Source organism: Nocardiopsis kunsanensis DSM 44524, from assembly GCF_000340965.1.
Lineage (GTDB): Bacteria > Actinomycetota > Actinomycetes > Streptosporangiales > Streptosporangiaceae > Nocardiopsis > Nocardiopsis kunsanensis.
In genome coordinates this window covers 84,893-111,522 of sequence record NZ_ANAY01000003.1, presented here as the reverse complement: position 1 = coordinate 111,522, position 26,630 = coordinate 84,893, and the positions used below count along the sequence as shown (strand labels likewise).

The window sequence follows — 26,630 nt, the reverse complement described above, 5'->3', positions numbered from 1 at the left end:
CCGGGAAACAGGGATTCGGCGGACCGGAGGGCGAAGGGCCGGATCAGGGGGCGGGGGCCTCCGGGCACCAGCGCCGTTGGGGGCAGGAACCGCATGCGGGGCCGGGGGCCGGCGCGTGCGCGGTGTCCTGGTGCCAGGGGGAAGCGAGTTCGGAGACCACCGCGGCCGCGCGGTCGCGCAGGCCGGGGGAGAACGGGTCGAAGACGTCGACCCTGGCGCCCTGCGGGGTGAGGCGTTCCAGCTCCACCCGGGAGTGCGCTCCGGGGGTGATGGTCCCGGAGGCGAACAGCAGCACCGACAGGGCCAGCTCGGGGTGGAGGTCGAGCAGGTCGGGGCCCTCGGCTCCGGCGCGGGTGTCGGTGACCGCGGTCTGGCGCTGGATCCAGGAGCCCTCCTTCCGGTGCAGCAGGTCGACACGGGCCAGCACGAGCACGTCGGCGAGGGGGTCCTGCAGGGGGAGCCGCAGTCCTGCGTGCACGGGAGCGCCGGCGGTGACGGTGTGCAGGGCGCAGGTGCCGGCGTGTGCGGAGAGCAGGTCGGCCACCTGTGGTTCGGTGGTGCGGGGCCGGGGTTCCGGCGTGCAGGCCCGGCTCGGTGAGCGACGGTGTGCGCGGGCCAGGCGGGCGCGCACCACCGTTTCGGGGGAAGGCCCGGCCCCGGGGAGGCCGAGGTCGTGCAGGTGGGCCGAGGCGGGGCACGTGCGGTGGCGCAGGCCGGCCTGCACCGACCACGTACGCCGTGGCCGGGTACGGTCCCGGAAGCCCAGGAGCCCCGGGACCTGTGCGGGTCCGTCGCAGCCCCGGTGGAGTTTGCAGGGCGCGCAGTCGGGACCCGGGACGCGTGCCCCGGCGGGTGAGGAGAGCGCGCGCAGGGCGGGTCTGCCGCGTTCGGTGTACAGCTGCCCGGCCTCGGCGGGTGTGCCGTCGAACCGGACCTGCTCGGTGCCGTCGGTACAGGAGACCTGCAGCACACGCACCCGGTCGGGTGCGGGTACGTCCCCGCGGGTGGGCAGCGGGTGGCCTGCTCGGTGGCGCCAGGGCCCGGTGTCCACGGCCGTGCGGTCGACCGGGGAACCGGTGGCCAGGACGTGCGCGGCGATCGCGTCGGCCGGGCCCGGGGCGCCGTCGTCGGGCGTGCCGACCACGGGTACACGCAGTTCCCTGACCTGGTCGGTGCCCTCCAGGAGCGTGTAGCTGCGTCCGTGGGCCAGGATCTCGTAGGTGCGGGCGCCGGGGGAGCGGTACCGGGGGGGGAACCGGAGCAGCCACGGTTGTGCGCACGGGACACGGGCCTGGCCCTGTGGTCCTTCCAGAGCACCGAGCCAGGTGCGCACCGCGTGTCGGACCCAGGTGAGCAGACCTTCGTGGAGCGGGGCCAGCGGGGCGCCCCTGTGGTTGTGCGGGCGTTCTCCCGGGCGCGGCAGGCGGGCACAGGCCTCCTCGGCCGTGCGACCGTCGAGTTCCACCAGGTCCAGTGCCGCGTTCAGCGCGGTGAGCGGGTCGGTGCACAGCGGGTCCGGTTTGTGCCGTCCGGGGTGCTCGACCTTGTGGTCGGCCGAGGCGCGCACGTGGGTGGGACAGCTCCCCGGGCGCGCGGTGACGGCCTCGGCCGGGATGCGCACGCACGGGGTGTGCGGGGTGCGGGTGTTACCGGACACGGGGCGGTCTCCCTCCGTGCGCCCGGGGGCGCGGCTCGTGTTCGCCCGCGGGCCGGTGGCCCGGCGGGGCCGGCGTGCGGGCCCTGCGGGGGTGTTGCGGGGCCGGCGGTGTCACGGGTCGGAGAGCGGTGCCACCAGGGCTGCGTGCATCTGCCGCACCCGGTCGCGGTCACGGCCGGTACGGGTCCGGTAGGCCACACTCACCCGGGAGCGTCCGACCCCGGTGATCGTGCCGGCGTAGTGGTGGCGGAACAACCGGAACGTCACCGCCTGGCCGACCGACAGCTGGCAGAGCGCCCGCCGGGAGGCCTGTGCCAACGCACGGTGATGCTCGCGGTGGGGGCGCTGCGAGGGGTCCCAGCGCCGCCGCAGCAGCTCGGCCTCCTGTTCCGCGCGGTGCCGGCGGCGGATCTGCAGCCGGCACTCGCGGGCCAGGTGCGGGAAGCGTGCGGCCACGGCCTCGCAGGCTTCCCGGTGCCTCGGGGCGCTGCGGTCGCGCGAGTAGTCGGTGTACTCGTTCCTGAGGTGGTCCACGACCAGGCGCTCCAGTGGCAGCCGGTCCCCGGGGCACCCGCGCAGGGTGTCCAGTGCCCGTGGGTGCGCGCGGGCCAGGGAGAAGAGCTGGTCGGTGTCGGACGGGAACCAGGTCGAGACCATCGGAGCCTCCGGTCGTCGTACGGATGCGTCGCCCACCATGGTGCAACGGATCGGGCGCCCGTGGGCGGGCCTGTGGACAACCCCGGGAAGCCACGCGCGAGGGTGCGGAGAAGTCGGGGAACGGCGGGGGTGATCATGTTGAATGACGTCCATGATCGTGCGTCGAGTACTTCCCGATGAGATGAACGCCGTCAGCGCGCTGCGTGAGACCGCCTACCGGGCCGACGGTCTGTTGAAGGCCAACCCCGACTACGTGCAGGCCCTTCGCGACCTGGGCGCGGACGGGCACGGCGAGGTGTTGGTCGCGGCCGAGGGCGACCAGCTCCTGGGCACCATCATGTTCGAACCCTGGCACGACCACAGCGAGATCGCGCGCGGGGCCGACGAGGCCGAGGTCCGTGCCTTTGCGGTCGCACCGCAGGCCCGCGGCCGCGGTGTGGGAAAAGCACTGGTCAACGCGTTGGTGGAGCGCGCACGTGAGGAGAGTGTCTCGCGGATCGTGCTGCTGTCGCTCCCGGAGATGGTCTCGGCCCAGTACGTGTACCGGGCGCGCGGTTTCGAGCGGGTCCACGAACGCGACTGGGAACCGCAACCGGGCGTGCGGCTCATGGCCTACTGCCTCACTCTCAAGGGGTGAGGCCCGGCTCCGGGGCCGGGCCCCTTCTCACATGATGGCCTCGGCGGCCCGGGCGTTCTCGGCGGCCCGGGCCGTTTCTGCGCCCCATGAGCCCTCCGCGAGCAGGTCCAGCACGTGGGCGGCGCGCGGGTGACCGCTCAGCACGATCGTTCGGACCAGTTCCCCCGCGCGTGCGCTCAGACGGGGGTCCTCGGCGGGTGCGGTCCCGGCTTCCATGAGTAGCGCGTGGTCGTCCAGCACCGCCCACACGTCCTGGTGGGAGCAGGGGTCGGGGGTGTACCCGGGGCGCATCCGCCGGGCCCAGCCGCCCACGACGGGGTGGTGCACGTGGAAGGGCAGCAGCCCGCTCACGTCCGTCGCCGATCGCCGGACCAGGTGGAGGACGGCGGAGCGCCGGTGCCACTGGAGGGGGTCGGCGCAGGCGTCGAAGAGTTCCGTGACCGCCGTGCTCAACCGTCCCTGTTCCGCTTGGCGTGTGAGCCAGCGGGACAGCACGAGTTCGGTGTCCAGGGGGCGCGAGTGCCCCATCACCACTTCCAGGGCCTGTTCTCCGGACATCGCGTCGACGCGCGGCAGTACCCGTACGGGCACCTCCGCCTTGGTCAGCTGCCGCACCATGAAGCGGTCGCCCAGGGGCGTGATCCGGCGTGCCCGCTGCCCGGGCAGCGGGCCCCGGCCGCCGCGTGAACCGGTCCCGTGCGAGGTGACCGCGCCCAGCCCTTCCAGTACCGACAGGGCCCGCTCCACCTCGACCTCGACCTCGGCCGCGGAGCCGAGCGCGCAGGATGCGGCCAGATCGGCGGGCCCGTGTGCGGTCCCGGTGGTGAACAGTTCGGTGAGTACCAGGTAGGACAGGACCCCGCGCAGCCCCGTCATCAGCGGCAGCGCGTCGGCCCAGGCGTCGGCGACGGCGCCCGGTACACGCGCGGCCCAGTCGCGGGAGGCGGGACCGGGCAGCACACGTGTGTAGGTGGTGCGCAGCAGTCCGGCCTCGCGGGCGACGGCGAAACTCTCCCGTACTTGTTCGGGGCCGGTGCCCAGGGCCTCGGCCGCGGCGGCCAGGTCCTCGAGGCGCAGCGCGTCCTGGGTGGTGCCGGGTGCCAGGTCGCGTCCCCCGTCGATCCACACGGTCAGGCGGGCGGCTTCGGACAGGGCGGTGCACTGCAGTGCTGCGGTGTCGAGTTCCTCGGCGGGGGCGGCCACGACGGCCGGCAGGTCCACGGCCGGGCGGGTACCGGCCCCGAGGCGTTCCAGCAGGGGTTCCAGGGTGCGGTCGGGTTCCTCCTCCTGGAGTCGCGGTGCGACGAGGTCGACCTCGGCCACGGCCTCGCGCAGTGCGCGCGGGCTCTGGCCCGGTGTGAGTTCGCCGCGCTCGACGAGGTGGTCGCACCACAGCAGCCAGGCGGAGCGCAGTGCTTCGGGGCCGCCACGGTAGCCGTGGACGGCGGCGGCGACCTCGTGCACGTCCTGCACCGTCCAGTCGCCGGGGTCGGGGGCGCCGCAGTCACGGTGGGCATGCAGGACCAGCGTGAGGGCGTCGGCGTCGGGTGGTGCGGGCAGGTGCAGCCCTCGGGACCAGTCGAGCCAGGAGCGGACGGCCGAGAAAATGCGCTCAGTCATTATGTGATCACCGAAAGTGTTTTTGGTCGCCGAAACGGACTCAGGCTAACTGCTGCCGATCCCTGTTCGCTGAGGAACGGCAAAATATCCCCGGCCGCTGCGAACAGGACGGACCCCCGGCTGTCGGTCCCGTGGCCCGGCCGTTTCGGTCTGCTGCCCGCGCGGGTGCCCGCTGCGGGGTTCCTCACCCGTTTCCGGCCACCAGAAGGACCTCCAACGTGCGGGGCCCGTGCACCCCCTCGACCCGGTCGAGTTCGATGTCGCTGGTGGCCGAGGGGCCGCTGATCCAGGTCAGGGGCCGTGTCGGTTCCAACAGGCGCACCGCCTCGGGCACCGCGTCCACGACCTGGTCGGCCCGCACCACACACAGGTGGTGGTCGGGGATCAGGGTCACGGAGCGCCGTCCCTGGTCGGGGGAACCGTCGAGCACGATGGTGCCGGTCTCGGCCACCGCCACGGCACAGCCGGTCACCGCACCGTCCACCGCGTCCAGTTCGCCCGGCGAACGCGGATCCTGGCGGGAGTCGGGTACACGCTCCACGTCCGTCTCGGCCAACCACGCCCCGGGCACCCCGGAAGGCACCACGACCCGGCGGGCCCCGCGCCGCTCCAACACCGCGGCGACCTGTCCGGCCAACTCCTCGGGGCGCACCCGGTGCACCAGGGCCCGGTATTCCTCCAGCCGGTCCACGAGCACCTCCAGGGCGGGGCCCGCGCCGTGGCTGCGGGCGTAGGTACGGGACGGGACGCGCTCGGCCGGTTCGTCGGCGGGCACGTCCTCCAGGGCCGCACGCACCCGGCCCAGCACACGCTCTCGGGAACCGCTCATCAGCGCTCCTCTCCTCGTTTCTTCCACCACCGGCGGAAGGACTCCTCCGGGATCTCGGGCACCGAACGGGTGTCGGTCCAGGCCGAGGCCGCCCCGGGCAGGTGCCGGGGCACGGCGCCGCGCACCGCGGAGGCGGCCCGCTGCGCGGCCTCCAACGCGGCGGGCGAGGACAGCGCCGCCTCCGCACCGGCCATCATCGCCTTCTCGCCCGTGCGCCCGGGCCCTTCCACGGCCTGTTCGCGCAGGTGCACCAGGACCTCGGGGATGTCGATGGCCACCGGGCACACCTCGTAACAGGCCCCGCACAGGGAGGAGGCGTAGGGCAGCGACCGGTCCGTCTCCGAGGACATCCCCTGCAGCTGAGGGGTGAGGATCGCCCCGATCGGGCCGGGATAGACCGACCCGTAGGCGTGCCCGCCCGTGCGCTCGTAGACCGGGCAGGCGTTCAGGCAGGCCGAGCAGCGGATGCACCGCAGTGCCTGGCGCCCCACGGTGTCGGCGAGCACGTCGGTGCGTCCGTTGTCCAGCAGGACCAGGTGGAACTCCTGTGGCCCGTCGCCCGGGGCCACCCCGCTCCACATCGACGTGTAGGGGTTCATGCGTTCGCCGGTGGAGGAGCGCGGCAGCAGCTGCATGAACACCTCCAGGTCGTCGAAGGTCGGCACGATCTTCTCGATGCCGACCACGGAGATGAGGGTCTCGGGCAGGGTCAGGCACATGCGCCCGTTGCCCTCCGACTCCAGGACCACCGTCGTCCCGGAGTCGGCGACCACGAAATTGGCCCCCGAGATCGCGGTACGGGTGTTGAGGAACCGCTCGCGCAGGTGGACACGGGCGGCTTCGGCCAGCGCACGCGGGTCGTCGGTCAGTCCCTGGGGAGCCGGCACGCCCCACCGGGCCATGTGCTCCAGGAAGATCTCCCGGATCCGGGCCCGCCCCAGGTGGATGGCGGGCACCAGGATGTGCGAGGGCAGGTCCTGGCCCAACTGCACGATGAGTTCGGCCAGGTCGGTCTCGTAGGCGGTGATGCCGGCCTGTTCCAGCGCCCGGTTGAGTTCGATCTCCTGCGTGGCCATCGACTTGACCTTGACCACGTCGCTCTGCCCGGTCCCGTGCACCAGGCGGGTGACGATCGCGTTGGCCTCCGCGGCGTCGGAGGCCCAGTGCACCGTCCCGCCGGCCCGCTGCACCGACTCCTCCACCTGTTCCAGGTAGCGGTCCAGGTGGCGCAGGGTGTGTTCCTTGATCGCGGCCCCCTCGGAACGCAGTTCGGCCCAGTCGTCGAGCTCGCCGACGGCCTGGCCGCGTTTGTCGCGGATGGTGTGGGTGGCCTTGTGCAGGTTGTGGCGCAGCTGGGAGTCCTCGACGGCCGCCCGGGCGGCCTCGGGGAAGGGCGGCATACCCAGGAACGTGGCACTCAACGGTCTGCCTCTTCCGTGGTGGGGGAGACGGCGGCTTCGCTCGTCTCGGTGCGGGCGAGGATCTCGGCGATGTGGGCGACCCGCACGCCCGAGCGCTGGCGCTGCAGGATCCCGCCCACGTGCATCAGGCAGGAGTTGTCGACCATGCACAGCACCTCCGCCCCGGTGTCGACGGCCTGGCGGGCCTTGTCGGCGCCCATGGCGGTGGAGACGTCACTGTTCTTGAGCGCGAAGGTGCCGCCGAACCCGCAGCACTCCTCGGGTCGGCCGACCTCCACCAGGTCGAGGCCGCGCACAGCGCGCAGCAGGCGGTAGGGGCGGTCGCCCAGGCCGAGCATCCGCAGCCCGTGGCAGGTGGGGTGGTAGGCGACCCGGTGCGGGTAGTAGGCGTCCACGTCGGTCACCCCGAGCACGTCCACGAGCAGCTCGGTCAGGTCGTACACGCGCGGGGCCAGGGCGGCGACCTTGCGGGACAGGCGGCTGCCGCTCCGGCCCAGCCGGGGGTAGTGCTCGCGGATCATGGCCGCGCACGAGGCCGAGGGGACCACCACCGCGTCGGCCCCGTCGAAGGTCTGCACGAAACGCACCGCGAGCTTCGTGGCCGGGCGCCGGTAGCCGGTGTTGTAGTGCATCTGTCCGCAGCAGGTCTGCCCTTGGGGGAAGACCACCTCGTGCCCCAGCCGCTCCAGCAGTTCGACCACGGCCCGCCCCGTGTCGGGGAACAACGTGTCGTTGACACAGGTGATGAACAGCGCGATCCGCATGTTCCTTCTCCAATCCACCCGTCAGTGGTCCGACCACTCTGGCACGAGGTCAAGAGCGGAACAAGGAACGTGTCCATGACCAAGCAGGTTCTGGGTGTTCTCCGAATCTCGGAAGGGGGATTGGTACGATCTCTTAGTGTGGGCGGGGAGAAACTGCCACGATGGTTCCCATCCCCCGGCGCGTCCAACCGGCCCACGACACCTGGAGACCTCCGTGACCGACCTCGACGCCCGGCGCACCCCCGTGACCCAGAGGGCCGTCGAGGAGATCAAACGCCGGATCGCCGACGGCAGTTTCGGCCCGGGTGACCGCCTTCCCACCGAACGCGACCTGGCGGCCGACCTCGGGGTCTCCCGCAGCTCCATGCGCGAGGCCATCCGCGCCCTCATCACCCTGGGTGTCCTGGAATCACGCCACGGCGCCGGCGTCTACGTCACCGCCCTGCGCCCCGCCGACCTGCTGGAGACCTTCTCCGTGCTGGCCGAGGTCTCCCAGGGCTCCACCCTCCTGGAGGTCCTCCAGGTGCGCCGCATGCTCGAACCCGCCGCCACCGCCCTGGCCGCCGCACGCGCCGACGACGCCCAGATCGCCCACATCGGCACCCTGCTGGAAGACATCGACGGCGGGGACTGCACCGTCTCCGCCGACCTCGGCTTCCACCAGGCGATCGTCACCGCCACCGGCAACGCCACCCTCGCCGCGGTCAGCGACGGCCTCAGCTCCGCGAGCTTCCACGCCCGCGTCTGGCACGGACACCGCGAGGCCGGGCTCACCGCCAAACTCCGCGAGGACCACCACCGCATCCACGAGGCGCTCCTGACCCGCGACCCCGACGCCGCCCGCGCTGCCGCCACGACCCACGTGATGCGGGTGGAGCACTGGTTGCGTGCCGAACTCGGGGCCTCGGCCGACTGACACCGGGGCCCTCACCCGAACCCGGCACCGGGGGTTCCGGCGTCCGAATCCACTGCCACGTCGTCGATGTCGGTGACCGACGGTAAGATTCGACCGCCCTCGAACCGACCCCGAACGGAGCCCCAGGAGTAGTGACCGTACGCGAAGGCGTCCACCGGACCGTCGAGGCCTCCTGGTTCCAGGCCCTCATCATCTCGCTGATCCTGGTCAACGCCCTCATCCTCGGGTGCGAGACCTCGTCGGCCGTCATGGCGGCCCACGGTGACCTCCTCATGCGCATCGACCGGGTGATCCTGGCCGTGTTCGTCGTCGAGCTGGCGCTCCGGCTCTTCGCCTACCGCAGCAGCTTCTTCAGGGATCCCTGGAGCTGGTTCGACCTCGTGGTCGTCGGTATCGCACTCGTACCGACCAGCGGGCCCTTCTCCGTCCTGCGTGTGCTCAGGGTCCTGCGCGTGCTGCGCCTGGTGACGGTCGTCCCCGCGCTGCGCCACGTCGTGGCCGGCCTCTTCCGCGCGCTGCCCGGTATGGCCTCCATCATGGTCCTGGTCGTGCTGCTGCTGTACGTGTCGGCGGTCATCGCCACCGAACTCTTCGGCGCCGAGAGCCCGAAACACTTCGGTGACCTGGGAGCGTCCCTGTTCACGCTCTTCCAGATCTTCACCGCCGACGGTTGGTCCGGCATCGCCGACGACGTCATGGCCCACCAGCCCTACGCGTGGGTCTTCTTCGCCGTCTTCGTGCTGGTGTCCACGCTCATCGCCCTGAACCTGTTCATCGCGGTGGCCGTGGAAGCCCTCCACGAGCCCGGCTCCGACCGCACCCGCGTCCTGGGCGGCCCCAGCGGCCCCCAGGACCGGACCACCCAGGACCTCGTCCTGGAAGAACTGCGTTCGCTGCGTACCGAGGTCGAGACCCTGCGACGGGAACGCGCTTCTGTGCAAGGCTAGAGGAGAGTTCAGACCGTACGGACAGGAGCATCGGATGTCTGCCAGCACACCTCTGCCCCGCGCCGAAGCGACCGGGGACCGGGCCGAGGCGGCCATCGCACTGGACCGCAGGTACGAGTGGAAGGCCCTGGAGGAGCACCGCGCCCAGCTGGGCTCCACCCACCTGCGCGAACTGTTCGACGCCGACCCCGAACGCGTGGACCGCAACAGCCTGCGCGTGGGCGACCTGCACGTGGACCTGTCGAAGAACCTCGTGACGGACCGGACCTGGCGCCTGCTGATCGACCTCGCCCGCGCCACCCGCGTGGCCGACCTGCGCGACGCCATGCTCAGCGGCGAACACATCAACGTCACCGAGGACCGTGCGGTCCTGCACACCGCCCTGCGCGCTCCCCGCGAGTCCGTGGTCCGCACCGACGGCCAGGACGTGGTCCCCCAGGTCCACCGGGTCCTGGACCACATGGCCGGCTTCGCCGAGAAGGTCCGCGCCCGCACCTGGCTGGGCCGGACCGGGCGCCCCGTCACCCGCGTGGTCAACATCGGCATCGGCGGCTCCGACCTGGGCCCGGCCATGGCATACGAGGCGCTGCGTCCCTACAGCGACCGGGGCCTGGAGTTCCGTTTCGTCTCCAACGTCGACGGCTCCGACCTGCACGAGGCCCTCATCGACGCCGACCCCGCCACGACCCTGTTCGTGGTCGCTTCCAAGACCTTCACCACACAGGAGACCATCACCAACGCCGCCGAGGCCAAGCGCTGGCTCCTGGACGCGCTGGGCCGCGAGGGCGACGACGAGGCCGTGGCCCGCCACTTCGTCGCAGTCTCCACCAACGCCGACGAGGTCGCCCGGTTCGGCATCGACACCACCCACATGTTCGAGTTCTGGGACTGGGTCGGTGGCCGCTACTCCTACGACTCGGCCGTGGGGCTGCCACTCATGATCGCCGTGGGGACCGAACAGTTCCGTGAGATGCTCCGGGGCTTCCACCTCATGGACGAGCACTTCGCGACCGCGCCCGCCGAGGCCAACCTGCCGCTCCTGCTCGGGATGCTGGGCATCTGGTACGGCGGCTTCCACGAGGCCCACACGCACGCCGTGCTGCCCTACAGCCACCACCTGGCGAGTTTCCCGGCCTACCTGCAGCAGCTCGACATGGAGTCCAACGGAAAGTCCGTCCAGCGCGACGGGCGCCCGGTCGCGTGGAACACCGGCCCCGTGGTCTGGGGGACCCCCGGCACCAACGGCCAGCACGCCTACTTCCAGCTCCTGCACCAGGGCACCCGCCTCGTGCCCGCCGACCTCATCGGGTTCGCCCGACCCGGCCCCGACCTGCCCGACCACCTGCGCGGCCAGCACGACCTGCTCATGGCCAACCTCTTCGCACAGGGCCAGGCCCTGGCCTTCGGACGCACCGCCGAGGAGGCCGCCGCCGAAGACGTGCCCGCCCACCTGGTGCCGCACCGCACCTTCCCGGGCAACCGACCCACCACCACGATCCTGGCCGGGCAGCTCACCCCCGCGGTTCTGGGCCAGCTCGTCGCCCTCTACGAGCACAAGGTGTTCGTGCAGGGCGCGGTGTGGAACGTCAACTCCTTCGACCAGTGGGGGGTCCAGCTCGGCAAGGCCCTGGCCAAGCGCGTCGAACCCGCCCTCACCGACGGGGAGGACGTGCCCGGACTGGACGCCTCCACGGCCTCCCTGGTCGAGCAGTACCGGAGCTTCCGCCACCGCGACTGAGCGGTGTCGCCGGGCCCCGCCCCGCCCAGGTGGTCGGGCCCGGCCCTGGGACGGCTCGGGCGGGCGCGTGGAAAAAACCTTTGCGCAGCCCGTCCGGTGCCGCTATTCTGCACGAGCAATGCGCAACTGACATCGAGACCGATCGCCCGAGTGTGCGGGGCTCGCCCGGAGAGGGCTGGAGCCGACCCCGCTCGGCGAGCCACAGCCCCGGCCCGTGGTGCGGTCTCGATGTCGGCGACACCCTCGCCCCAGCGGACCGCCGCCGGCGGTCCCCTGCGCGCATCGAGGCCCACCCCCATGACGAAGGGTGGTCCCACACCGTGAATCCGCACACCATGTCCGCTCCCACCGGCGCCGCGTTGCTGCGCGCCCGTGACCTGTCCCGTTCCTACGGCGGCCACGTGGTCCTGGACGGGGTCGGCCTCGACGTGGCACCCGGCCAGCGCCTGGGCCTGGTCGGGGAGAACGGCGCCGGCAAGTCCACACTCCTGCGCCTGCTCGCCGGCGTGGAGGAGCCAGACGCCGGCAACATCGAACGTCCCGACGACACCGGGTTCCTGCATCAGGAACTGCCCTACGGGGCCGAGGCCACCCTGGGCGGGGTCGTCGACGACGCGCTCGCGCCCGCCCGCGAGGTGGAACGGCGCCTGGCCCTGAGCGCCGAGGCCGTGGACACCGGACCCGGGGACGACCGGGCCCTGGCCGAGTACGCCGATCTCCTGGCCGACGCCGAACGCCTCGAGGTCTGGGACGCCGACCGGCGCGCCGGCCTCGTCGTGGCCGGACTCGGGCTCGACGGGCTGGACGCCGGCCGCACCGTGGCACGGATGTCGGGCGGCCAACGCGCCCGCCTGGCCCTGGCAGCGCTGCTCATCCGCCGACCGCGTGCCCTGCTGCTGGACGAACCCACCAACCACCTCGACGACAGCGCGCTGGAGTTCTTCGAGGGGTACCTGCGCGACCTGCCCGGTCTGGTGGTGCTGGCCAGCCACGACCGGGTCTTCCTGGACGCGGTCTGCACCGGCCTGGTCGACCTCGACCCGGCCGTGGACGGGCCCGTCCACTACGGGGGCGCCTACACCTACTACCTGCGTGAGAAGCAGGTCGAACGCGAACGTTGGCAGCAGCGCCACGAGTACGAGCAGGACCGGTTGAAGGCCCTGCGCGAGTCGGTACGCACCACCGCGCGCAGGGTGGGGCACAACCGCAGGCCCAAGGACAACGAGAAGATGAACTACGACGCCTCCGGTGAGCGGGTGCAGCAGCAGGTCTCGCGTCGGGTGCGTGATGCCCGCGGGCGCCTGGCGGAGCTCGAACGCGAGCAGGTGCGCAAACCGCCGCGCAAACTGTCCTTCTCCGGACAGCTGACCGCCAGGCCTGCCACGGCCGGGGACCAGGCCCTGATGTTGCGCGGGGTCGAGGTGCCCGGGCGTCTGCGGCTGGCCCACCTCGACGTGCCCGCCGACGGGCGCCTGCTCGTCACCGGCCCGAACGGGGCAGGAAAATCCACACTCCTGTACACCCTCGCCCGCCGCCTGACCCCCGCCGAGGGTGAGGTGAGCTGGGCCCGTGGCACCACCGCGGCCCTGCTCGAACAGGACGTGCGGTTCGCCGACCCCGAACGCACTCCGCGCTCGCTCTACGACGCGCTCAACGCCGGACGGACCGACGCGCCGCGGCTGGTCGATCTGGGGTTGGTCGCCCCGCGCGACCAGGACCGGCCGGTCGGCCTGCTCAGTACGGGCCAACGCCGCCGTCTGGCCCTGGCGATGCTCGTGGGCCGCGCCCCCGACGTCCTGCTGCTGGACGAGCCCACCAACCATCTGTCGTTGTCACTGGCCGAGGAGCTGGAGGAGGCCCTGGGCACCGCACCCGGCGCTGTCGTGGTCGCCTCGCACGACCGCTGGCTGCGCCGCAACTGGGAGGGCAGGCAACTGCATCTGGTCGGTGGCCGCGCGGTCCCCGGCCCCTGACCGGTGCCGGCGCGGACGATGGAAGTGGAACGGGAGGTGTTCTCCTGCACCGAGGGGTTCTACAACCCCTGGCGGCGGCATTCCGCGAACGGTCAGCTCAGCCCGGCCGAGTATGAACGTCGCCGCACTGAAGCTGCTCGAGAGAGGCTTGCGGCGCTGTCTCAGGCCGCGTAAAACCCCAGGCCACAGGTGTCTACTGAACTGAAGTAACTTTAGTTGGTGGAGTCCGGTGGATCGGTGACAGGTGGGGGCATGGGCCATGGACCGGTGGCAGGTGGGTGGTGTTCGTCGGAGCCTCGAGCGTAGCCCGGCCGGGGCTCCTCGCAACCCGCTTCGGCGCCCCGCCACACCTGCTTCATTGCGCTGATGGTGGCGGGTGTGTGGTGGGTTGTTCGCGGCGCCTCGGGGTGTGCGGTCCGCCCCTTCCCCGGGCTGGCCCCGGAGACCGAAAACCACCGTTGACAGTGCTCGTGTGGGCACCAGCACCCGCCTACGGTGCCCACACGGGCACTATCAACCGCCCGGCCCGGCACCGCCTGGGCCTCGAATCCGACCCTGGCAACAAGAACCACAGCCGAAGCCGGTTCCGGCAGCAATACCCACGCGCCGAACCCCGCCCAGCCACACGCACACCCACCACCCCCGGGCCTCCACACCACAGACCAGGAACCCGAGGCCCTCAGAGACCGCCCACACGCCCGACGGCCCCGGCCTCAATGCGCCACCGGGAGCAGGCGGGGCCAGACCCGAAGGGCCGGTAGTTGCCCCCGCAGGGGGCCGTTGCCTTTCGCATGAGCGAACCACCCCCCGCACGCCGCAAGCGGTGGTCACAATGCAGCCCCACAGGGGGATGGAAGCACCCACCGTTCCTTCTGCTGCCGGGGCGCCGGGGGTGGGAGGGGTTCGTCGATGAGGGTCGGGAAAGCCCGGCGCAAAGGGTCGCAGCGCACACCCCGAGGCGCCCCCACACCAACCCACCACACACCCGGCACCAACCCCGCAAAGAAACGTGTGCGGGGGTGGCGCCGGAGCGGGTTGCGCGCAGACCCGGCCGGGCTAAAATCCCGATCCCGACGAACCCCCACCCCCGGCACAACAAGAAACCCCCGCCCCAGCCCCCATCAGCGCCCTAGAGCAGGTTCCTGGTCCCTGCCAGGGAGTCGATCCACTGGTGCAGGTGGCCGGACCAGTCGTGTCCGGCGCCGCTGTGGTGGTCGACGCTGAAACGGTGGTAGGTGTCGCGTCCCTCGGAGAACAGCAGGCCGCTCTTCTTGTCCAGCTCCAGGACCACCTCGAAACCGTTGTGGTCGGTGACCATGGTCAGTTCCAACTCGTTCAGCCCCCGGTAGCGGCGGGGCGAGTAGTACTCGATCTCCTGGTAGAAGGGCAGCTGCTGGCGGGTCCTGCGGATGCGTCCCCGTTCCAGGTCGGCGCTCTTGAAAGCGAAACCGAGGGACTCCAGGGAGTCCAGGACCGCAGCTTGGGAGGGCAGGGGTTCGATGTCCACGGGGTCCAGGTCCCCGGGGTCGACCGCGTTCTCCACGTGCAAGCGGGTGTTGACCCCGACCTGCATGGGGCGCAGACGGCGGTTGCGGTGCAGGGTGAGGGGGGTTTCCCAAGGTACGGGCAGCTCGAAGGGGACCTGCAGGCGTCGGCCGGGGGAGAGGCTCAACCGCCCGCCCACGCTCACCCGGTGGAACTCCTCGTTGTTCTTGATCTCGTGGTCGCCGACCTCGGTCTCGACCTTGGACTGGAGGCCGACGGTGAGCTGCTCGATCTGCTGCTCGACCTCGCCGCCCTCGATCATGATCGTGCCCCGCACTGTGCCGCCGGGGGTGACCACGGGTGTGTCCACGACGGTTTCCACTGAAGCCCCACCGAACCCGATACCGGCGAGCAGACGTTTGAGGACCATGGAAGCCTAACTTTCTCGGCCGCCCGGCAGTGTCCTGTCGGGCGGGTTCTGGACCGTTCCCTCAGGTAGACGTGGCGTGGGGCGTTCCGGTTCCTCGTTCGGTCCCGGTTTTTCCCGGTTCGGTCCCGATCTCCGGTCGGGTCAGACCAGACCCCGCAGCAGGGACCGCAGACCGAACCGGAACCGTGCTGCCCATTCCCGCGCATCCAGGGCGTCCTCGTCGTCGTGGCCGGAGTGCCGCACCTGGTGCACCACCGAGCCGATGCAGTAGGAGTGCAGGGCGTCGGCCGCCCGTTCGATGTCCTCGCCGGCCAGCCCGGCCTCGTCGAAGGCGTGCCGCATCAGCGCCCACGTCGTCGCGCTGTTGGGGGTGCGCGGAGCCCTGTGGGCCAGCAGCGACAGCGCGCCCGAGTAGGTCAGCAGCCGCTCCCGGTAGGCCTCGGCCCACGTGGTCAGGCGCTGGTCCCAGGGGCGCTCGTCGGCCACCGCCTGCTCCTCGACCTCCGTCTGCTCCTCGCCGTCCTGGCCGACCTCGTCGTGGAAGGCGGCTCCGGTGGGCGAGGGGGAGGCCACGTAGGCGGCGATCGAGTTGAACAACTGTTCCTTGCCGAGGGGGAAGTGGTGGTAGATCGCCATCGCCTCCACCTCCAGGGCGTCGCCCAGGCGGCGCATGGACAGCCCGCCCAGCCCCCGGCCGGCGATGATGTGCAGCGCCTCGATGAGAATGCGCTCACGGCTGAGTCCGGCGTTGTTCCTGCTCACGGTCTTCCTTTCGGGAATGTGCCCGACAAAGCTGGCAGCTCGGGGCGGCGAGGGCCAGGCCGACGCGCCGCTCGCCACACGTGACGACCGCCGGCCTCCTGCCTTCCATTGTGACGGCCGTGCGGGCACCGTGCCCGCCGCCGCTTCGGTCCCCCGCGCTCCACGTTCTCGCCGCCGCCCCCGGACCCGAGGAGACTAGAGTGACTGTGACCGACCACACGCGGGTAACGGAGGACGACAGATGTCACCGGTCATGCAGAGCAGGGAACAGGCGATGCAACGTCTGGCCGAGGACCAGGAGCGGGCCGACCGGCTGCCCGGTCTGATGCGCTCGGTCTCCCGGGCCCAGAGCGAGCTGGAGGCCGCCCGTGGACAGGGAGCCTCCGCCGAGGAGGTGCGCCACCACGGGCTCGAGCTGGACACGGCCCTGACCGAGGCGATGCGTGCCGCCTACGCCAAGGAGCGCATCCTCGTGGGCTCCAAGGGGTACACGGACCGCATCCACCGCCGCAAGCGTCTGGCGAAGCCGGCCGTGCGCCGTGCCACGGAGGAGGCCGAGAAGCTGCTCACCGCACGTGAGGACCACCGGCTCCACGGCATCCAGCGCATCCCCCGGAACACGTACTGATCCCTCCCGGCCGGGCCCTGCGCGGTTTCCTGCCGTGCGGGGCCCCGGTCCTGTCGGTTTCCGGCTGTGCGGGCACGTACGGAGGGAGCGCACGGGGTAGTTTGGATCCCGACCGGACCAGGACAGACCCCCGCACTCGACGGGGACGGGGCCCGCGGGCCCCTGTAGGGAGTGCAGTAGGAGATGGCGGAGTTCATCCGCATTGATCCGACGTCGAAGGTTCCGCCCTACGAACAGATCCGGGCGATCGTCGCGATCGCCGCGGCCAACGGGGAACTACCCGTCGGGTACCGACTACCGACGGTACGGGCGTTGGCCGGGCAGCTCTCGGTGGCCGTGAACACGGTCGCCCGTGCCTACCGGGAACTCGAACAGGCAGGTGTGGTGGAGACCCGGGGGCGCTCGGGCACGTTCGTGGCGGCCTCCGGTGACGACCAGCGGGCCGAGGCTCTGGAGGCCGCCCGCACCTACGCCGAGGTCATCCAACGAGTGGGCCTGGACCGTGAGGAAGCCGTCCGGATCCTGCGCGCCGCTCTGGAGAACTGACCGGTCAAGCCCCGTGGCGGATCCCGGGACGGGGCAGCGTTCCGGGGCGGGGCGACGGCGGCGACCACGGCCGTTCGCCGCGTTCCGCCCGTGCGCGGCCGCGCCAACGGGACCGTGTTCGGCGGTGCCGCGGCACCGTTCTTCCCCGGGCCCGTCCTCGTGGCCGTGTCCTCCTGCTGTGCTCCGGGCCCGCGCACACGTGGGGGTCGTCCCGACGGGACGACCCCCACGTGTGGTTGCGGACCCCGAACAGGTCCTCAGCTCGCGAAGTCCAGGAGCTGCTGGGCCCGGCTCGGGTGGCGCAGCTTGGACAGCGACTGCTTCTCGAGTTGGCGGATGCGCTCACGGGTGAGCCCGAGGTGCTTGCCGATCTCGTCCAGGGTGCGCGGACGGCCGTCCATGAGGCCGAAACGCAGGGACATGATCGTGGCCTCGCGCGGCTCCAGGTCCGAGAGTGCGTTGCGCAGCTGGTCCGCCATGATCTGCCGGTCGACCACCTCGGAGGCCTCCGAGGCGTCCACGTCCTCGATGAGGTCGCCGATACGGGTCTCGCCGTCCTCACCGATGGTGGAGTCGAGGCTGATGGGCTGACGCGTCACGCGCAGCAGTTCCTCGATCTGGGTCGGTGTCTTGTCGAGCTCCAGTGCCAGCTCCTCGGGCGTGGGCTCGCGGCCCAGCGCCTGGTGCATGTCACGTTCCAGACGACTGACCTTGCTGAGCAGCTCCAGCACGTGGACGGGCAGGCGGATCGTACGGGCCGAGTCGGCGAAGCCGCGCTGTATGGCCTGGCGGATCCACCACATGGCGTAGGTGGAGAACTTGAAGCCCTTGGTGTAGTCGAACTTCTCCACCGCACGGATCAGCCCGAGGTTGCCCTCCTGGACCACGTCCAGCAGTGACATCCCGCGGTCGCTGTACTTCTTGGCCACCGACACCACCAGGCGCAGGTTGGCCTCGAGCATGTGCGACTTCGCGGCACGGCCGTCCTCGACCACCCACTCGAGCTCGTCCTGCTCGGCCGGCGCCAGGTCGTAGGACTCGTCGACCTCGCCGTGCTGGCCCAGGCGGTACTCGGCGTAGAGCCCGGCCTCCACACGCTTGGCCAGATCGACCTCCTGCTCGGCGGTGAGCAGCTGCCTGCGGCCGATCGCCTTCAGATAGGTGTGGACGGAGTCGCCCATCGCGGGGGACTGGTCGTCGAGATCGGTCTCGGTGGCGTCCGGATCGATGTTGTTCTGGGTGTTCTCGGCCTTCTTCGCGCGCCGCGGGGAGCGCGGCTTCCTCCGGGTGGAGGTGCTCTTGCGGGTCGAGGCCTTGCCGGATGCGGCCTTGGTCGTCTCGTCGGTGTCGAGCACCGTGGCGGTGAGAGTGTTTTCCAGCACGTCGTCCTCGGCGTCAGGGTCGGCCACCAGAGCGGAGTCGTCGTCGCTCTTGGAGAGGCGGACCCCGTTCTCGGTGAGTTCACGCAGGATGGTGCGGCCCTCGGAGGCGGAGACTCCGGCCGCGGTGAAGGCAGTGCGTAGTTCGGAGAGGGACACCTGTCCCTGTGCACGGCCTCGGGTGATCAGGTCGGTCAGGGCCGCATCGACGGTGATCTCCTCGGTCGGAGCGCTTCCAGCCGTCGCTTCTTCGTCCGAAGCGGTCATGCCAGTGCTTGTCATCCGGGCAACTCCCTCCCTTCCTCGGCGATTGGCACGCGGCGGAGGGTTCCCGCCGACTGGACGCGCCAATATGTCCAACGCGTCGAGGAGTCAAATGTTCCCAGTCTCGATTGGATATCGGCGAGAGTGGCATAAGTCACTGTGTCTGAAGTGGCCGTACGAGCGCCGGAGCGGGTAAAGGGGGCCGTCCCGGAGGGGTCGCGACAGGACCGGGTGTTCTCGGGCCCGGGGGAGGGCGCAGGGTCGCGGACGGGTGGGCCGATGGCAGTAGCCAACCGCGGGCCTCCTTGGGACTGAGGGGCCGAAGGACCGGTTACTCGGGTAAGACGCGAAGAAGCCTTCGGAAGTTCCCGGCCGCACACCACCGCTCGGTCGAGCGCCTCCCGTTGCCGTGTGCACCCGACCGAGCCGGTGCGCGCACGCACATCTTCGCCCCCAGGCTCCCATGGGTTGGGAGCGCACCGGTAAACGCTGCTTCGTCCCCCGAACGTCCGCCGATGCCGCTCAGGACTGCCGAAGGGCCACGAGGTCCGGTTTGCCCGAGGCCAGCAACGGGATCGAGTCCCGCAGATCGAGCTCGCGCGGTGCGGCATGGGCGGGAAGGCGCTCACGTACCCATGAGCGCAGGTCCGCCAAGGTCGGCGGGGCCCCGGCGTCGGCCGGGACGACCACGGCGCTGACCCTCTGGCCCCATTCCGGGTCGTGGCGTCCCACCACGACCGAATCGGCCACCGCGGGGTGGGCGCTCAGCAGGGTGTTGACCTGGCTCGGTACGACCTTGTGACCACCGGTGTTGATGACCTCGTCGACCCGGCCCAGCACCCGGAGGCGCCCTTCCTCGAACCGCCCCAGGTCCTGGGTGCGCAGCACACGCTCCCCGGAAGGCCCGTACACGAACGGGTCGGGGCCCGGTTCGGACCCCGGCGGGTACCGGTACCCGCTCGCGAGGACAGGGCCCGAGAGCACGATCCGACCCGGACCACCGGGCTCCTCGGCCTCCACCCGGGCCTCGACACCGTTCAGGGGCACCCCGTCGTAGACACAACCGCCGCAGGTCTCGCTCATGCCGTAGGTGGTCATCACCCGCCCACCGGCCGCACGGGCGGCCTCCAGCAGCTCGGCCTCGGCGGCGGCACCGCCCAACAGGACCGTGCCGAACCGGCCCAGGTCCACCCCGGCCGCGAGCAGGCGGCGCAGCTGCGTGGGCACCAGGGACACGTGCGGGCGCAGGCGTTCGGCGAGTTCGGCCACGCCCTCCACGTCGAAAGGGGCGTGCACGGGCTCGGCCCCCAGGGCCAGGGCCCGGGTGATGACCTGCAGCCCCGAGATGTGCCCGGCCGGCAGCACACACAGCCAGGCGTCCTCCGGGACGGCACCGATGCGCTCCACCGACGCACGCGCCGACGCGAGCAGGGCCGAGGACGACAGTTCCACCCCCTTCGGGGCGCCCGTCGACCCGGAGGTCGTCACCACCAGCGCGGTGTCCTCGGCCACCGGGGCGCCCTCCTCCAGCGGAGTCCGGCCCTCGGGGGTCAACACCGATCCCGGGCGCATCGAACCCAACAACTCCCGCACCCGCGCCTCGGGGGTACCGGCCGGGACCGGGAGCAGGGCCGGTCCCCGGCCTTCCAGCGCGTGGGCGTACAGTTCGGTGAGTCGCTCGGGGGACAACCCCACTGCGGCCTGCAAGGCACGCCCTCCCGAAGCGGGACCGGCAGGGACGGCGGACGGCACGGTGTTCTGGCTAACCACGCACGCCAGGATAGGACCGTGCGGACCGTGCACGGGCGCCCGACCGTGTCCGGTGGTGAGGCACACGTGTTCCACGAGGCCTGGCAGAATGTACGAAGTTGACGTTCGGGCGTACGGTTCATCCAGTGCGCAACGCACGTCCCCGTGTCCCCGTGAGGAGAAGGCAGTAGCCGTGAGCAGCGTGATCGATTGGCAGCGGTCGGGCGAGTACTCCGACATCATCTACGAGACCGCGGAGGGCATCGCCAAGATCACGATCAACCGCCCTGAGCGGCACAACGCCTTCCGGCCCCAGACCCTCTTCGAGCTGGAGCGGGCCTTCAGCATCGCCCGCGACGACTCCGATGTCGGTGTAATCATCCTCACCGGAGCCGGCGATCAGGCGTTCTGCTCCGGCGGTGACCAGAAGATCCGCGGCGAGGACGGCTACATGGGCGACGACGCCGTGGCCAAGCAGGGCATCGGCCGCCTCAACGTCCTCGACCTGCAGGTGCAGATCCGCCGCCTGCCCAAGCCGGTCATCTGCATGGTCGCCGGCTGGTCCATCGGCGGCGGCAACGTCCTGCAGGTGTGCTGCGACCTGACCATCGCCGCCGACAACGCCCGCTTCGGCCAGACCGGCCCCCAGGTCGGCTCCTTCGACGGCGGATACGGCTCCTGGCTGCTGGCCGAGACCGTCGGCCTGAAGAAGGCCCGCGAGATCTGGTACCTGTGCCGCCAGTACGACGCCGAGGAAGCCAGGCAGATGGGCATGGTCAACACCGTGGTGCCCCTCGCCGACCTGGAGAAGGAGACGGTGCAGTGGGCCCGCGAGATGCTCGCCAAGTCCCCGCTGGCCCTGCGTATGGTCAAGGGCGCCATCAACGCCGTCAGCGACGGAGCCGCGGGCATGCAGCAGTTCGCCGGTGACGCCACCATGCTCTACTACATGAGCGAAGAGGCCCAGGAAGGCCGGGACGCCTTCAAGGACAAGCGCAGCCCCGAGTTCGACAAGTTCCCGCGCCGCCCGTGAGCCGCCCGGACCTCGCCTCGGAAGCCGGTCCGGTCCGGGGACGTGCCTTCGCGATCGGTCTGCGCAACCGGTTCCGCGGTATCACCGTGCGCGAGGGCCTGCTCGTGCAGGGCCCGGCCGGCTGGGGCGAGTTCTCTCCCTTCGCCGAGTACGGGCCCCAGGAGAGTTCACGTTGGTGGGCCGCCTGCCACGAGGCGGCCCACCTGGGCCCGCCCGCACCCGTGCGCGACCGGGTCCCGGTCAACGTGACCGTGCCCGCCGTCGGCCCCGAACGCGCCGCCGACATCGTCGCGCGCGGCGGGTGCTCCACGGCCAAGGTCAAGGTCGCCGAGAAGGGCCAGGACCCCGCGCAGGACCTGGCCCGCGTCGAAGCCGTCCGCGATGCGATCGGCCCCGGAGGCCGGATCCGGGTGGACGCCAACGGTGCCTGGGACGTGGACACCGCCGTCGCCATGATCACCGCGCTGGAGCGTTTCGGGCTGGAGTACGCCGAACAGCCCTGTGCGAGCCTGGAGGATCTGGCCCGGGTCCGTCGCCGGGTGGACGTTCCGGTCGCCGCCGACGAGTCGATCCGCAAGGCCGAGGACCCGCTGAAGGTCCGTGCCGCCGAGGCCGCCGACGTGGTCGTGCTCAAGGCCCAGCCCCTGGGCGGGGTCCGCCCGGCCCTGGAGGTCGCCGAGGCCTGCGGGCTGCCCGTGGTCGTCTCCAGCGCCGTGGAGACCTCCGTCGGGATCGCCACCGGGGTCGCACTGGCCGCCGCCCTGCCCGAGCTGCCCTATGCCTGCGGGCTCGCGACCGTGCAGATGCTCACAGCCGACGTCACCGCAGACCCGCTGCTGCCCGTCGACGGGGCCCTGCCGGTACGCCCGGTCACTGTCGACCAGGACCGTCTGCGTGCCGTCGAGACCGACCCGGCCGGCTGGCATCGGCGCGCCGAGGCGGCCCGGAACGCCGGGCAGGTCCGCTGACCCGCTCCCACGACGGGAACGCATCGGATCACACCGGGTCGGCTCGCGTCGGGGCAGCCGAGCGGGTTGACTGGAACCGGTACACACTTGACGAACGAAAGCGTTGTGGATGAATCCGTCTACCGCCCTGGCGCGGGTCCTCGTTGACGAACTGGCCCGCTGCGGGCTGACCGAGGCCGTCGTCGCGCCGGGGTCGCGTTCGACCCCGCTCGCGCTCGCCCTGGTCGCCCACGGCGGCATCCGGGTGCACGTGCGTGTGGACGAGCGTTCGGCCTCGTACCTGGCTCTGGGCCTGGCGCGTGCCTCGCGTGCCCCCGTGGCCCTCGTCTGCACCTCCGGTACCGCCGCGGCCAACTTCCACCCTGCCGTCATGGAGGCCGACGAGTCCGGGGTCCCCCTGCTGGTGCTCACCGCTGACCGGCCGCCCGAACTGCGCGGTACGGGGGCCAACCAGACCACCGACCAGATCGGCCTCTACGGCCAGGCCGTGCGTATGTTCACCGAGGTCGGTACCCCTGACCCGGTGCCCGGCACGGTCGCCTACTGGCGTTCGCTGGCCGGGCGCGCCTGGGCCTCGGCCCGGGGCGGCCGACCCGGGCCCGTGCACCTCAATGTGGCCTTCCGCGACCCGCTCACCCCCGACGAGGGCCAGGGACCGTCCTGGCCCGAACCCCTGGACGGGCGTTCCGACGGACGGCCCTGGACCGCCCGCCCGCTGCGGGCACCCGAACCCGCACCCTTCGAGCTCCCCGGCGTCGAACGAGGCGTCATCGTGTGCGGCGACGGCGACTACGACCCGGTGCCGTTCCTGGCTCTGTCCGAACTCACCGGATGGCCGCTGCTGGCCGAACCCACCTCCAACGCCCGCCGTTCGGGTGCGGTCTCGACCTACCGGCAGTTGTTGGCCTCGTCCCGGTTCGTCCGCGAACACACGCCCGAACTCGTGGTGAGTGTGGGCCGGCCCAACCTGTCGCGGCAGGTGCTGTCCTACCTGCGCCGCGCACAGCGCCACGTCGTGGTCACCGCCGACGAGGTGGGCGATCCCGTCTCCCACCTGGCCAACGCCTACTCCGATCCGGCCCGCACCGCCACCGACGTGGTCGCGGCCGTGGCCCCGCCCGCCGGGACCGAGTACGGCACGCCCGCCGAGACCGACTGGTCGCGTTCCTGGCAGCGGGCCGAGCTCGCCGCCCGGTCCGCCCTGGACTCGGTCCTGGACTCGGAGGAGGCGCTCAGCGAACCCCGCCTGGCCCGCGACCTCGTCGCCGACCTGGGTCCGGGCTCGTTGCTCTTCGCCGGATCCAGCATGCCCATCCGCGACCTGGACTCGACCATGCGGCCCCGCTGCGGCGTGCGCCTGGTCGGCAACCGTGGTGTCAGCGGTATCGACGGCACCGTCTCCACCGCCGTGGGGGCGGCGCTGGCCCACCAGCGCTCGGAGCAGGGGAAGGCCTTCGCCCTCCTGGGCGACCTGGCGATGATCCACGACCAGAACGGGTTCGTCATCGGCCCCGGGGAACCCCGGCCCGACCTGGCCGTCGTGGCCGTCAACAACGACGGCGGCGGGATCTTCTCCGGTCTCGAACAGGCCGGGCACCCCGACTTCGAGCGGGTCTTCGGAACGCCGCACGGGGTGTCCATGGAGCGGATCGCGGCCGTGTCCGACCTGCCCTACACCCGCCTGGAATGGGCCGGTGACCTGCCCAAGGCGCTCATGGGCGAAGGGCTGCGCATCATCGAGGTGTGCACTTCGCGTGCGGCCGGCGCGGATCTGCGCCGCCGTCTGCAGGCGGCGGTCGAGGAGGCCGTGGACGCTCTCCCGTGAACGTGCAGGGCCTCGTCGCGCCCCGGTCCGGCCGGCCCTGACCCGGCCTGCTCGGGGTCGCCCGAGCCGCTTCCGGGCGCGTCTTCTGGAACTCCGTAGGGGGGTGGGCAAAGATCATCCCGGGCCCTACGGTGTGTGTGCTCGCGACCGTCCGGCGTGACCAGGGTGACTCGTGTACAGGTGTTGCGTGCGTGTTCACCCCGGTTTCACCGGAGCGAGTGGAACCTCGGCCAAGGTCGTAGTCGACCAGGCAGAGGGCCCTGCCCGTCAGTCCCCGTGCCCCACCCGGAGCCCCGCACCGGCTGAGGGTGTGGAGCCCACGATCCACGAGGAGAACGAGTGCCCGAATCCGCGCCCCGCCGACGGCTCCTGCCCCTGTTCACAGACCTCGGAGGCGGCCGTTCCCCCAAGACCTGCCAGTACCGGTGCGGCAACGCCTGTTTCCATCCGGCGCCCAACAAGAGCGACAACCCGTACTTCGGTGACATCTTCCGCACGGTGCTGTCCCGCAGGACCGCCCTGCAGGGCGCTGCGGTCACCGCGGGTGCGGGGGCGCTGGGCCTCTCCTCGGTGGCTCCGGCCGTGGCCAACGACCGGAACCACCCGTCGCCCCGCCCCACCTTCAAGGCGGTCCAGCCCAACACCGACGACGCGGTGACGGTCCCGGAGAACTACGACCACCACGTCATCATCCGGTGGGGTGAGCCGGTCCTGCCCGGTGCGCCGGAGTTCGACTTCGAGAACCAGACCGGCGAGGCCCAGGCCCAGCAGTTCGGTTACAACTGCGACTACGTCGCCTTCCACCAGCTCGATGACGACCACGGGCTCCTGTGGGTCAACCACGAGTACACCAACGAAGAGCTCATGTTCGCCGGCTACACCGACGGCAGTGAAGCCGAGCCGGAGCAGATCAGGGTCGCCATCGCCGCACACGGCGGCTCGATCGTGGAACTGGAACGCCGGAACGGCACCGGCCAGTGGTGCCTGGCCGGAGGCGAGCGCCCCTTCAACCGCCGTATCACCGGGAACACACCGTTCCGCATCGCCGGGCCGGCCGCCGGCCACGAGCTCCTGCGCACCGAGGCGGATCCCGACGGCACCGAGGTCCTGGGTATGCTCAACAACTGCGCGGGCGGCTACACCCCGTGGGGCACCGTCCTCAGCGGTGAGGAGAACTGCGACCAGTACTTCGTGGGCGGCGACCGGGCCCCCGAGGACCAGCGCGAGGCGCTGGCACGCTACTCCATCGCGGTCGAGGGCGAGACCTACGTGGGCCGCCGCTTCGACCGGGTCGAGGAGCGCTTCGACCTGGCCCGGCACCCCCACGAGGCCAACCGCTTCTACTGGGTGGTGGAGATCGACCCGCTCGACCCCGAGGCCCAGCCGGTCAAGCGCACCATGCTCGGCCGCTTCAAGCACGAGGGCGCCACCACCGCCCTCACCGAGGACGGGCGTGTGGCCGTCTACATGGGCGACGACGAGCGCTTCGAGTACATCTACAAGTTCGTCAGCGCCAAGAAGTACGTCGAGGGTTCACGCAAGCACAACATGAGCCTGCTCGACACCGGGACCCTCTACGTGGGTCGCCTGACCGGCAACAGCCCCGAGGAGGAGATCGACGGTACCGGAGCCCTGCCCAGTGACGGCGAGTTCGACGGCACCGGCGAGTGGGTGCCGCTGACCAGCGACAGCGAGAGCTTCGTGGAGGGCTTCACCGTCGAGGAGGTGCTCATCCACACCCGGATGGCCGCCGACGCGGTGGGCGCCACCAAGATGGACCGACCCGAGGACTTCGAGCCCAGCCCGGTCACCGGGAAGGTCTACTGCTGCCTGACCAACAACGACGCCCGCGAGCCCGGCCAGGCCGACGAGCCCAACCCGCGCGGACCCAACAAGTTCGGCCACGTCCTCGAGCTGGTCGAGGGCGGCGACGACGCCGGATCGGAGTCCTTCTCCTGGAGCGTGCCCATCGTGTGCGGCGACCCGGAGGACGAGAACACCTACTTCGCCGGCTACGACAAGTCCAAGGTCATGCCGATCGCCGCACCCGACAACGTCACTTTCGACCGGGACGGCAACCTGTGGGTCTCCACCGACGGCCAGCCCGGGGCGTTGGGGGTCAACGACGGTCTGCACGTGGTCCCGGTCGAGGGGCGTTTCCGCGGCGAGCTGCGTACCTTCGCGACCGTCCCGGTGGAGGCCGAGTGCTGCGGCCCTCTCATCAGTGAGGACAACAAGACCGTCTTCATCGCCCCGCAGCACCCGGGTGAGAACGGCACCGTCGAGGAACCCACCAGCACGTGGCCCGACGGCGGCTTCGTCCGCCCGTCCGTGGTGTGCATCTGGCACACCCAGGGCCGGGACGTCGGCCGGACCTGACCCCGGCCGGCCCGCAGAGCACC

At 71.3% G+C, this 26,630-nt stretch carries 21 protein-coding genes; 11 read left to right on the top strand and 10 right to left on the bottom strand.

Annotated elements, in window-relative coordinates:
* Positions 1-43: 43 nt before the first annotated feature.
* Positions 44-1,657: a PD-(D/E)XK nuclease family protein gene (locus D456_RS0103150; protein ID WP_017574700.1), complete on the bottom strand. Its 1,614-nt coding sequence runs from the start codon at positions 1,655-1,657 to the stop codon at positions 44-46.
* A 111-nt stretch (positions 1,658-1,768) separates the two neighbouring features.
* Complete coding sequence (locus D456_RS0103145) at positions 1,769-2,314, bottom strand: hypothetical protein (RefSeq protein ID WP_017574699.1); 546 nt, start codon at positions 2,312-2,314, stop codon at positions 1,769-1,771.
* Positions 2,315-2,456: 142 nt separating this feature from the next.
* Between D456_RS0103145 and D456_RS0103140 the strand changes: the two genes are divergently transcribed.
* Positions 2,457-2,951, top strand: coding sequence for a GNAT family N-acetyltransferase (locus tag D456_RS0103140; protein ID WP_083904494.1), 495 nt, complete (start codon positions 2,457-2,459; stop codon positions 2,949-2,951).
* A 27-nt stretch (positions 2,952-2,978) separates the two neighbouring features.
* Here D456_RS0103140 and D456_RS0103135 read toward each other — a convergent pair whose 3' ends face one another.
* From D456_RS0103135 to D456_RS0103120, 4 genes are all read right to left on the bottom strand, one after another.
* Positions 2,979-4,571, bottom strand: coding sequence for a hypothetical protein (locus D456_RS0103135; protein ID WP_017574697.1), 1,593 nt, complete (start codon positions 4,569-4,571; stop codon positions 2,979-2,981).
* Positions 4,572-4,755: 184 nt separating this feature from the next.
* Positions 4,756-5,400 (bottom strand): LutC/YkgG family protein, encoded by a 645-nt coding sequence (locus D456_RS0103130; protein ID WP_017574696.1) that lies wholly within the window; start codon positions 5,398-5,400, stop codon positions 4,756-4,758.
* Positions 5,400-6,821 carry a lactate utilization protein B gene (locus D456_RS0103125; RefSeq protein WP_017574695.1) on the bottom strand — a complete coding sequence of 474 codons (1,422 nt, stop codon included), beginning with the start codon at positions 6,819-6,821 and terminating at the stop codon, positions 5,400-5,402. The genes D456_RS0103130 and D456_RS0103125 overlap by 1 nt, the downstream gene beginning before the upstream one ends.
* Positions 6,818-7,585, bottom strand: coding sequence for a (Fe-S)-binding protein (locus D456_RS0103120; protein WP_017574694.1), 768 nt, complete (start codon positions 7,583-7,585; stop codon positions 6,818-6,820). Before D456_RS0103120 ends, D456_RS0103125 begins: the two co-directional genes overlap by 4 nt.
* A gap of 214 nt (positions 7,586-7,799) precedes the next feature.
* On the opposite strand from D456_RS0103120, the gene D456_RS0103115 reads away from it, so the two are divergent.
* The 4 genes from D456_RS0103115 (at position 7,800) to D456_RS0103095 (ending at position 13,159) form a co-directional block, all read left to right on the top strand.
* Positions 7,800-8,501 (top strand): FadR/GntR family transcriptional regulator, encoded by a 702-nt coding sequence (locus D456_RS0103115; protein ID WP_017574693.1) that lies wholly within the window; start codon positions 7,800-7,802, stop codon positions 8,499-8,501.
* A 131-nt stretch (positions 8,502-8,632) separates the two neighbouring features.
* Entirely contained in the window at positions 8,633-9,448 is an 816-nt protein-coding gene (locus tag D456_RS0103105; protein ID WP_017574691.1) for an ion transporter, read from the top strand.
* A 34-nt stretch (positions 9,449-9,482) separates the two neighbouring features.
* The gene (gene pgi, locus D456_RS0103100; RefSeq protein WP_017574690.1) at positions 9,483-11,186 is read left to right on the top strand and encodes a glucose-6-phosphate isomerase; all 1,704 of its coding nucleotides are present in this window, start codon (positions 9,483-9,485) and stop codon (positions 11,184-11,186) included.
* A 335-nt stretch (positions 11,187-11,521) separates the two neighbouring features.
* Positions 11,522-13,159 carry an ABC-F family ATP-binding cassette domain-containing protein gene (locus D456_RS0103095; protein ID WP_017574689.1) on the top strand — a complete coding sequence of 546 codons (1,638 nt, stop codon included), beginning with the start codon at positions 11,522-11,524 and terminating at the stop codon, positions 13,157-13,159.
* A gap of 1,129 nt (positions 13,160-14,288) precedes the next feature.
* On the opposite strand, the gene D456_RS0103090 is transcribed toward D456_RS0103095, so the two are convergent.
* Positions 14,289-15,074, bottom strand: a complete 786-nt coding sequence (locus D456_RS0103090) for a sporulation protein (protein WP_017574688.1) — start codon at positions 15,072-15,074, stop codon at positions 14,289-14,291.
* Positions 15,075-15,215: 141 nt separating this feature from the next.
* Positions 15,216-15,836: a TetR/AcrR family transcriptional regulator gene (locus D456_RS0103085; protein ID WP_017574687.1), complete on the bottom strand. Its 621-nt coding sequence runs from the start codon at positions 15,834-15,836 to the stop codon at positions 15,216-15,218.
* A gap of 241 nt (positions 15,837-16,077) precedes the next feature.
* On the opposite strand from D456_RS0103085, the gene D456_RS0103080 reads away from it, so the two are divergent.
* Together D456_RS0103080 and D456_RS0103075 are read left to right on the top strand one after the other, a co-directional pair.
* The gene (locus tag D456_RS0103080; protein WP_017574686.1) at positions 16,078-16,464 is read left to right on the top strand and encodes a hypothetical protein; all 387 of its coding nucleotides are present in this window, start codon (positions 16,078-16,080) and stop codon (positions 16,462-16,464) included.
* A 183-nt stretch (positions 16,465-16,647) separates the two neighbouring features.
* Entirely contained in the window at positions 16,648-17,010 is a 363-nt protein-coding gene (locus D456_RS0103075; RefSeq protein WP_017574685.1) for a GntR family transcriptional regulator, read from the top strand.
* Positions 17,011-17,267: 257 nt separating this feature from the next.
* Here D456_RS0103075 and D456_RS0103070 read toward each other — a convergent pair whose 3' ends face one another.
* Positions 17,268-18,671 carry a sigma-70 family RNA polymerase sigma factor gene (locus tag D456_RS0103070; RefSeq protein ID WP_026115524.1) on the bottom strand — a complete coding sequence of 468 codons (1,404 nt, stop codon included), beginning with the start codon at positions 18,669-18,671 and terminating at the stop codon, positions 17,268-17,270.
* 504 nt (positions 18,672-19,175) lie between these two features.
* On the bottom strand, positions 19,176-20,342 hold the full coding sequence (locus D456_RS0103065) for an AMP-binding protein (protein ID WP_026115523.1): 1,167 nt from the start codon (positions 20,340-20,342) through the stop codon (positions 19,176-19,178).
* Positions 20,343-20,595: 253 nt separating this feature from the next.
* Between D456_RS0103065 and menB the strand changes: the two genes are divergently transcribed.
* The 4 genes from menB to D456_RS0103045 all read left to right on the top strand — a co-directional run bounded on the left by menB (position 20,596) and on the right by D456_RS0103045 (position 26,607).
* Positions 20,596-21,435: a 1,4-dihydroxy-2-naphthoyl-CoA synthase gene (gene menB / locus D456_RS0103060; protein ID WP_017574682.1), complete on the top strand. Its 840-nt coding sequence runs from the start codon at positions 20,596-20,598 to the stop codon at positions 21,433-21,435.
* The gene (locus D456_RS0103055; protein ID WP_017574681.1) at positions 21,432-22,403 is read left to right on the top strand and encodes an o-succinylbenzoate synthase; all 972 of its coding nucleotides are present in this window, start codon (positions 21,432-21,434) and stop codon (positions 22,401-22,403) included. The genes menB and D456_RS0103055 overlap by 4 nt, the downstream gene beginning before the upstream one ends.
* Positions 22,404-22,512: 109 nt before the next feature.
* Positions 22,513-24,228 carry a 2-succinyl-5-enolpyruvyl-6-hydroxy-3-cyclohexene-1-carboxylic-acid synthase gene (gene menD, locus D456_RS0103050; RefSeq protein WP_017574680.1) on the top strand — a complete coding sequence of 572 codons (1,716 nt, stop codon included), beginning with the start codon at positions 22,513-22,515 and terminating at the stop codon, positions 24,226-24,228.
* Positions 24,229-24,567: 339 nt separating this feature from the next.
* Positions 24,568-26,607 carry a PhoX family protein gene (locus D456_RS0103045; RefSeq protein WP_017574679.1) on the top strand — a complete coding sequence of 680 codons (2,040 nt, stop codon included), beginning with the start codon at positions 24,568-24,570 and terminating at the stop codon, positions 26,605-26,607.
* Positions 26,608-26,630: the final 23 nt, after the last annotated feature.

Excerpts from the sequence above, each read along its gene's own strand:
- D456_RS0103140 (WP_083904494.1), top strand. The coding sequence starts at position 2,457 with ATGACGTCCATGATCGTGCGTCGAGTACTTCCCGATGAGATGAACGCC.
- D456_RS0103090 (WP_017574688.1), bottom strand. The coding sequence starts at position 15,074 with ATGGTCCTCAAACGTCTGCTCGCCGGTATCGGGTTCGGTGGGGCTTCA.
- pgi (WP_017574690.1), top strand. The coding sequence starts at position 9,483 with ATGTCTGCCAGCACACCTCTGCCCCGCGCCGAAGCGACCGGGGACCGG.
- D456_RS0103075 (WP_017574685.1), top strand. The coding sequence starts at position 16,648 with ATGGCGGAGTTCATCCGCATTGATCCGACGTCGAAGGTTCCGCCCTAC.
- menD (WP_017574680.1), top strand. The coding sequence starts at position 22,513 with ATGAATCCGTCTACCGCCCTGGCGCGGGTCCTCGTTGACGAACTGGCC.
- D456_RS0103120 (WP_017574694.1), bottom strand. The coding sequence starts at position 7,585 with ATGCGGATCGCGCTGTTCATCACCTGTGTCAACGACACGTTGTTCCCC.
- D456_RS0103145 (WP_017574699.1), bottom strand. The coding sequence starts at position 2,314 with ATGGTCTCGACCTGGTTCCCGTCCGACACCGACCAGCTCTTCTCCCTG.
- D456_RS0103070 (WP_026115524.1), bottom strand. The coding sequence starts at position 18,671 with ATGACAAGCACTGGCATGACCGCTTCGGACGAAGAAGCGACGGCTGGA.
- D456_RS0103095 (WP_017574689.1), top strand. The coding sequence starts at position 11,522 with ATGTCCGCTCCCACCGGCGCCGCGTTGCTGCGCGCCCGTGACCTGTCC.
- D456_RS0103135 (WP_017574697.1), bottom strand. The coding sequence starts at position 4,571 with ATGACTGAGCGCATTTTCTCGGCCGTCCGCTCCTGGCTCGACTGGTCC.
- D456_RS0103130 (WP_017574696.1), bottom strand. The coding sequence starts at position 5,400 with ATGAGCGGTTCCCGAGAGCGTGTGCTGGGCCGGGTGCGTGCGGCCCTG.
- D456_RS0103080 (WP_017574686.1), top strand. The coding sequence starts at position 16,078 with ATGTCACCGGTCATGCAGAGCAGGGAACAGGCGATGCAACGTCTGGCC.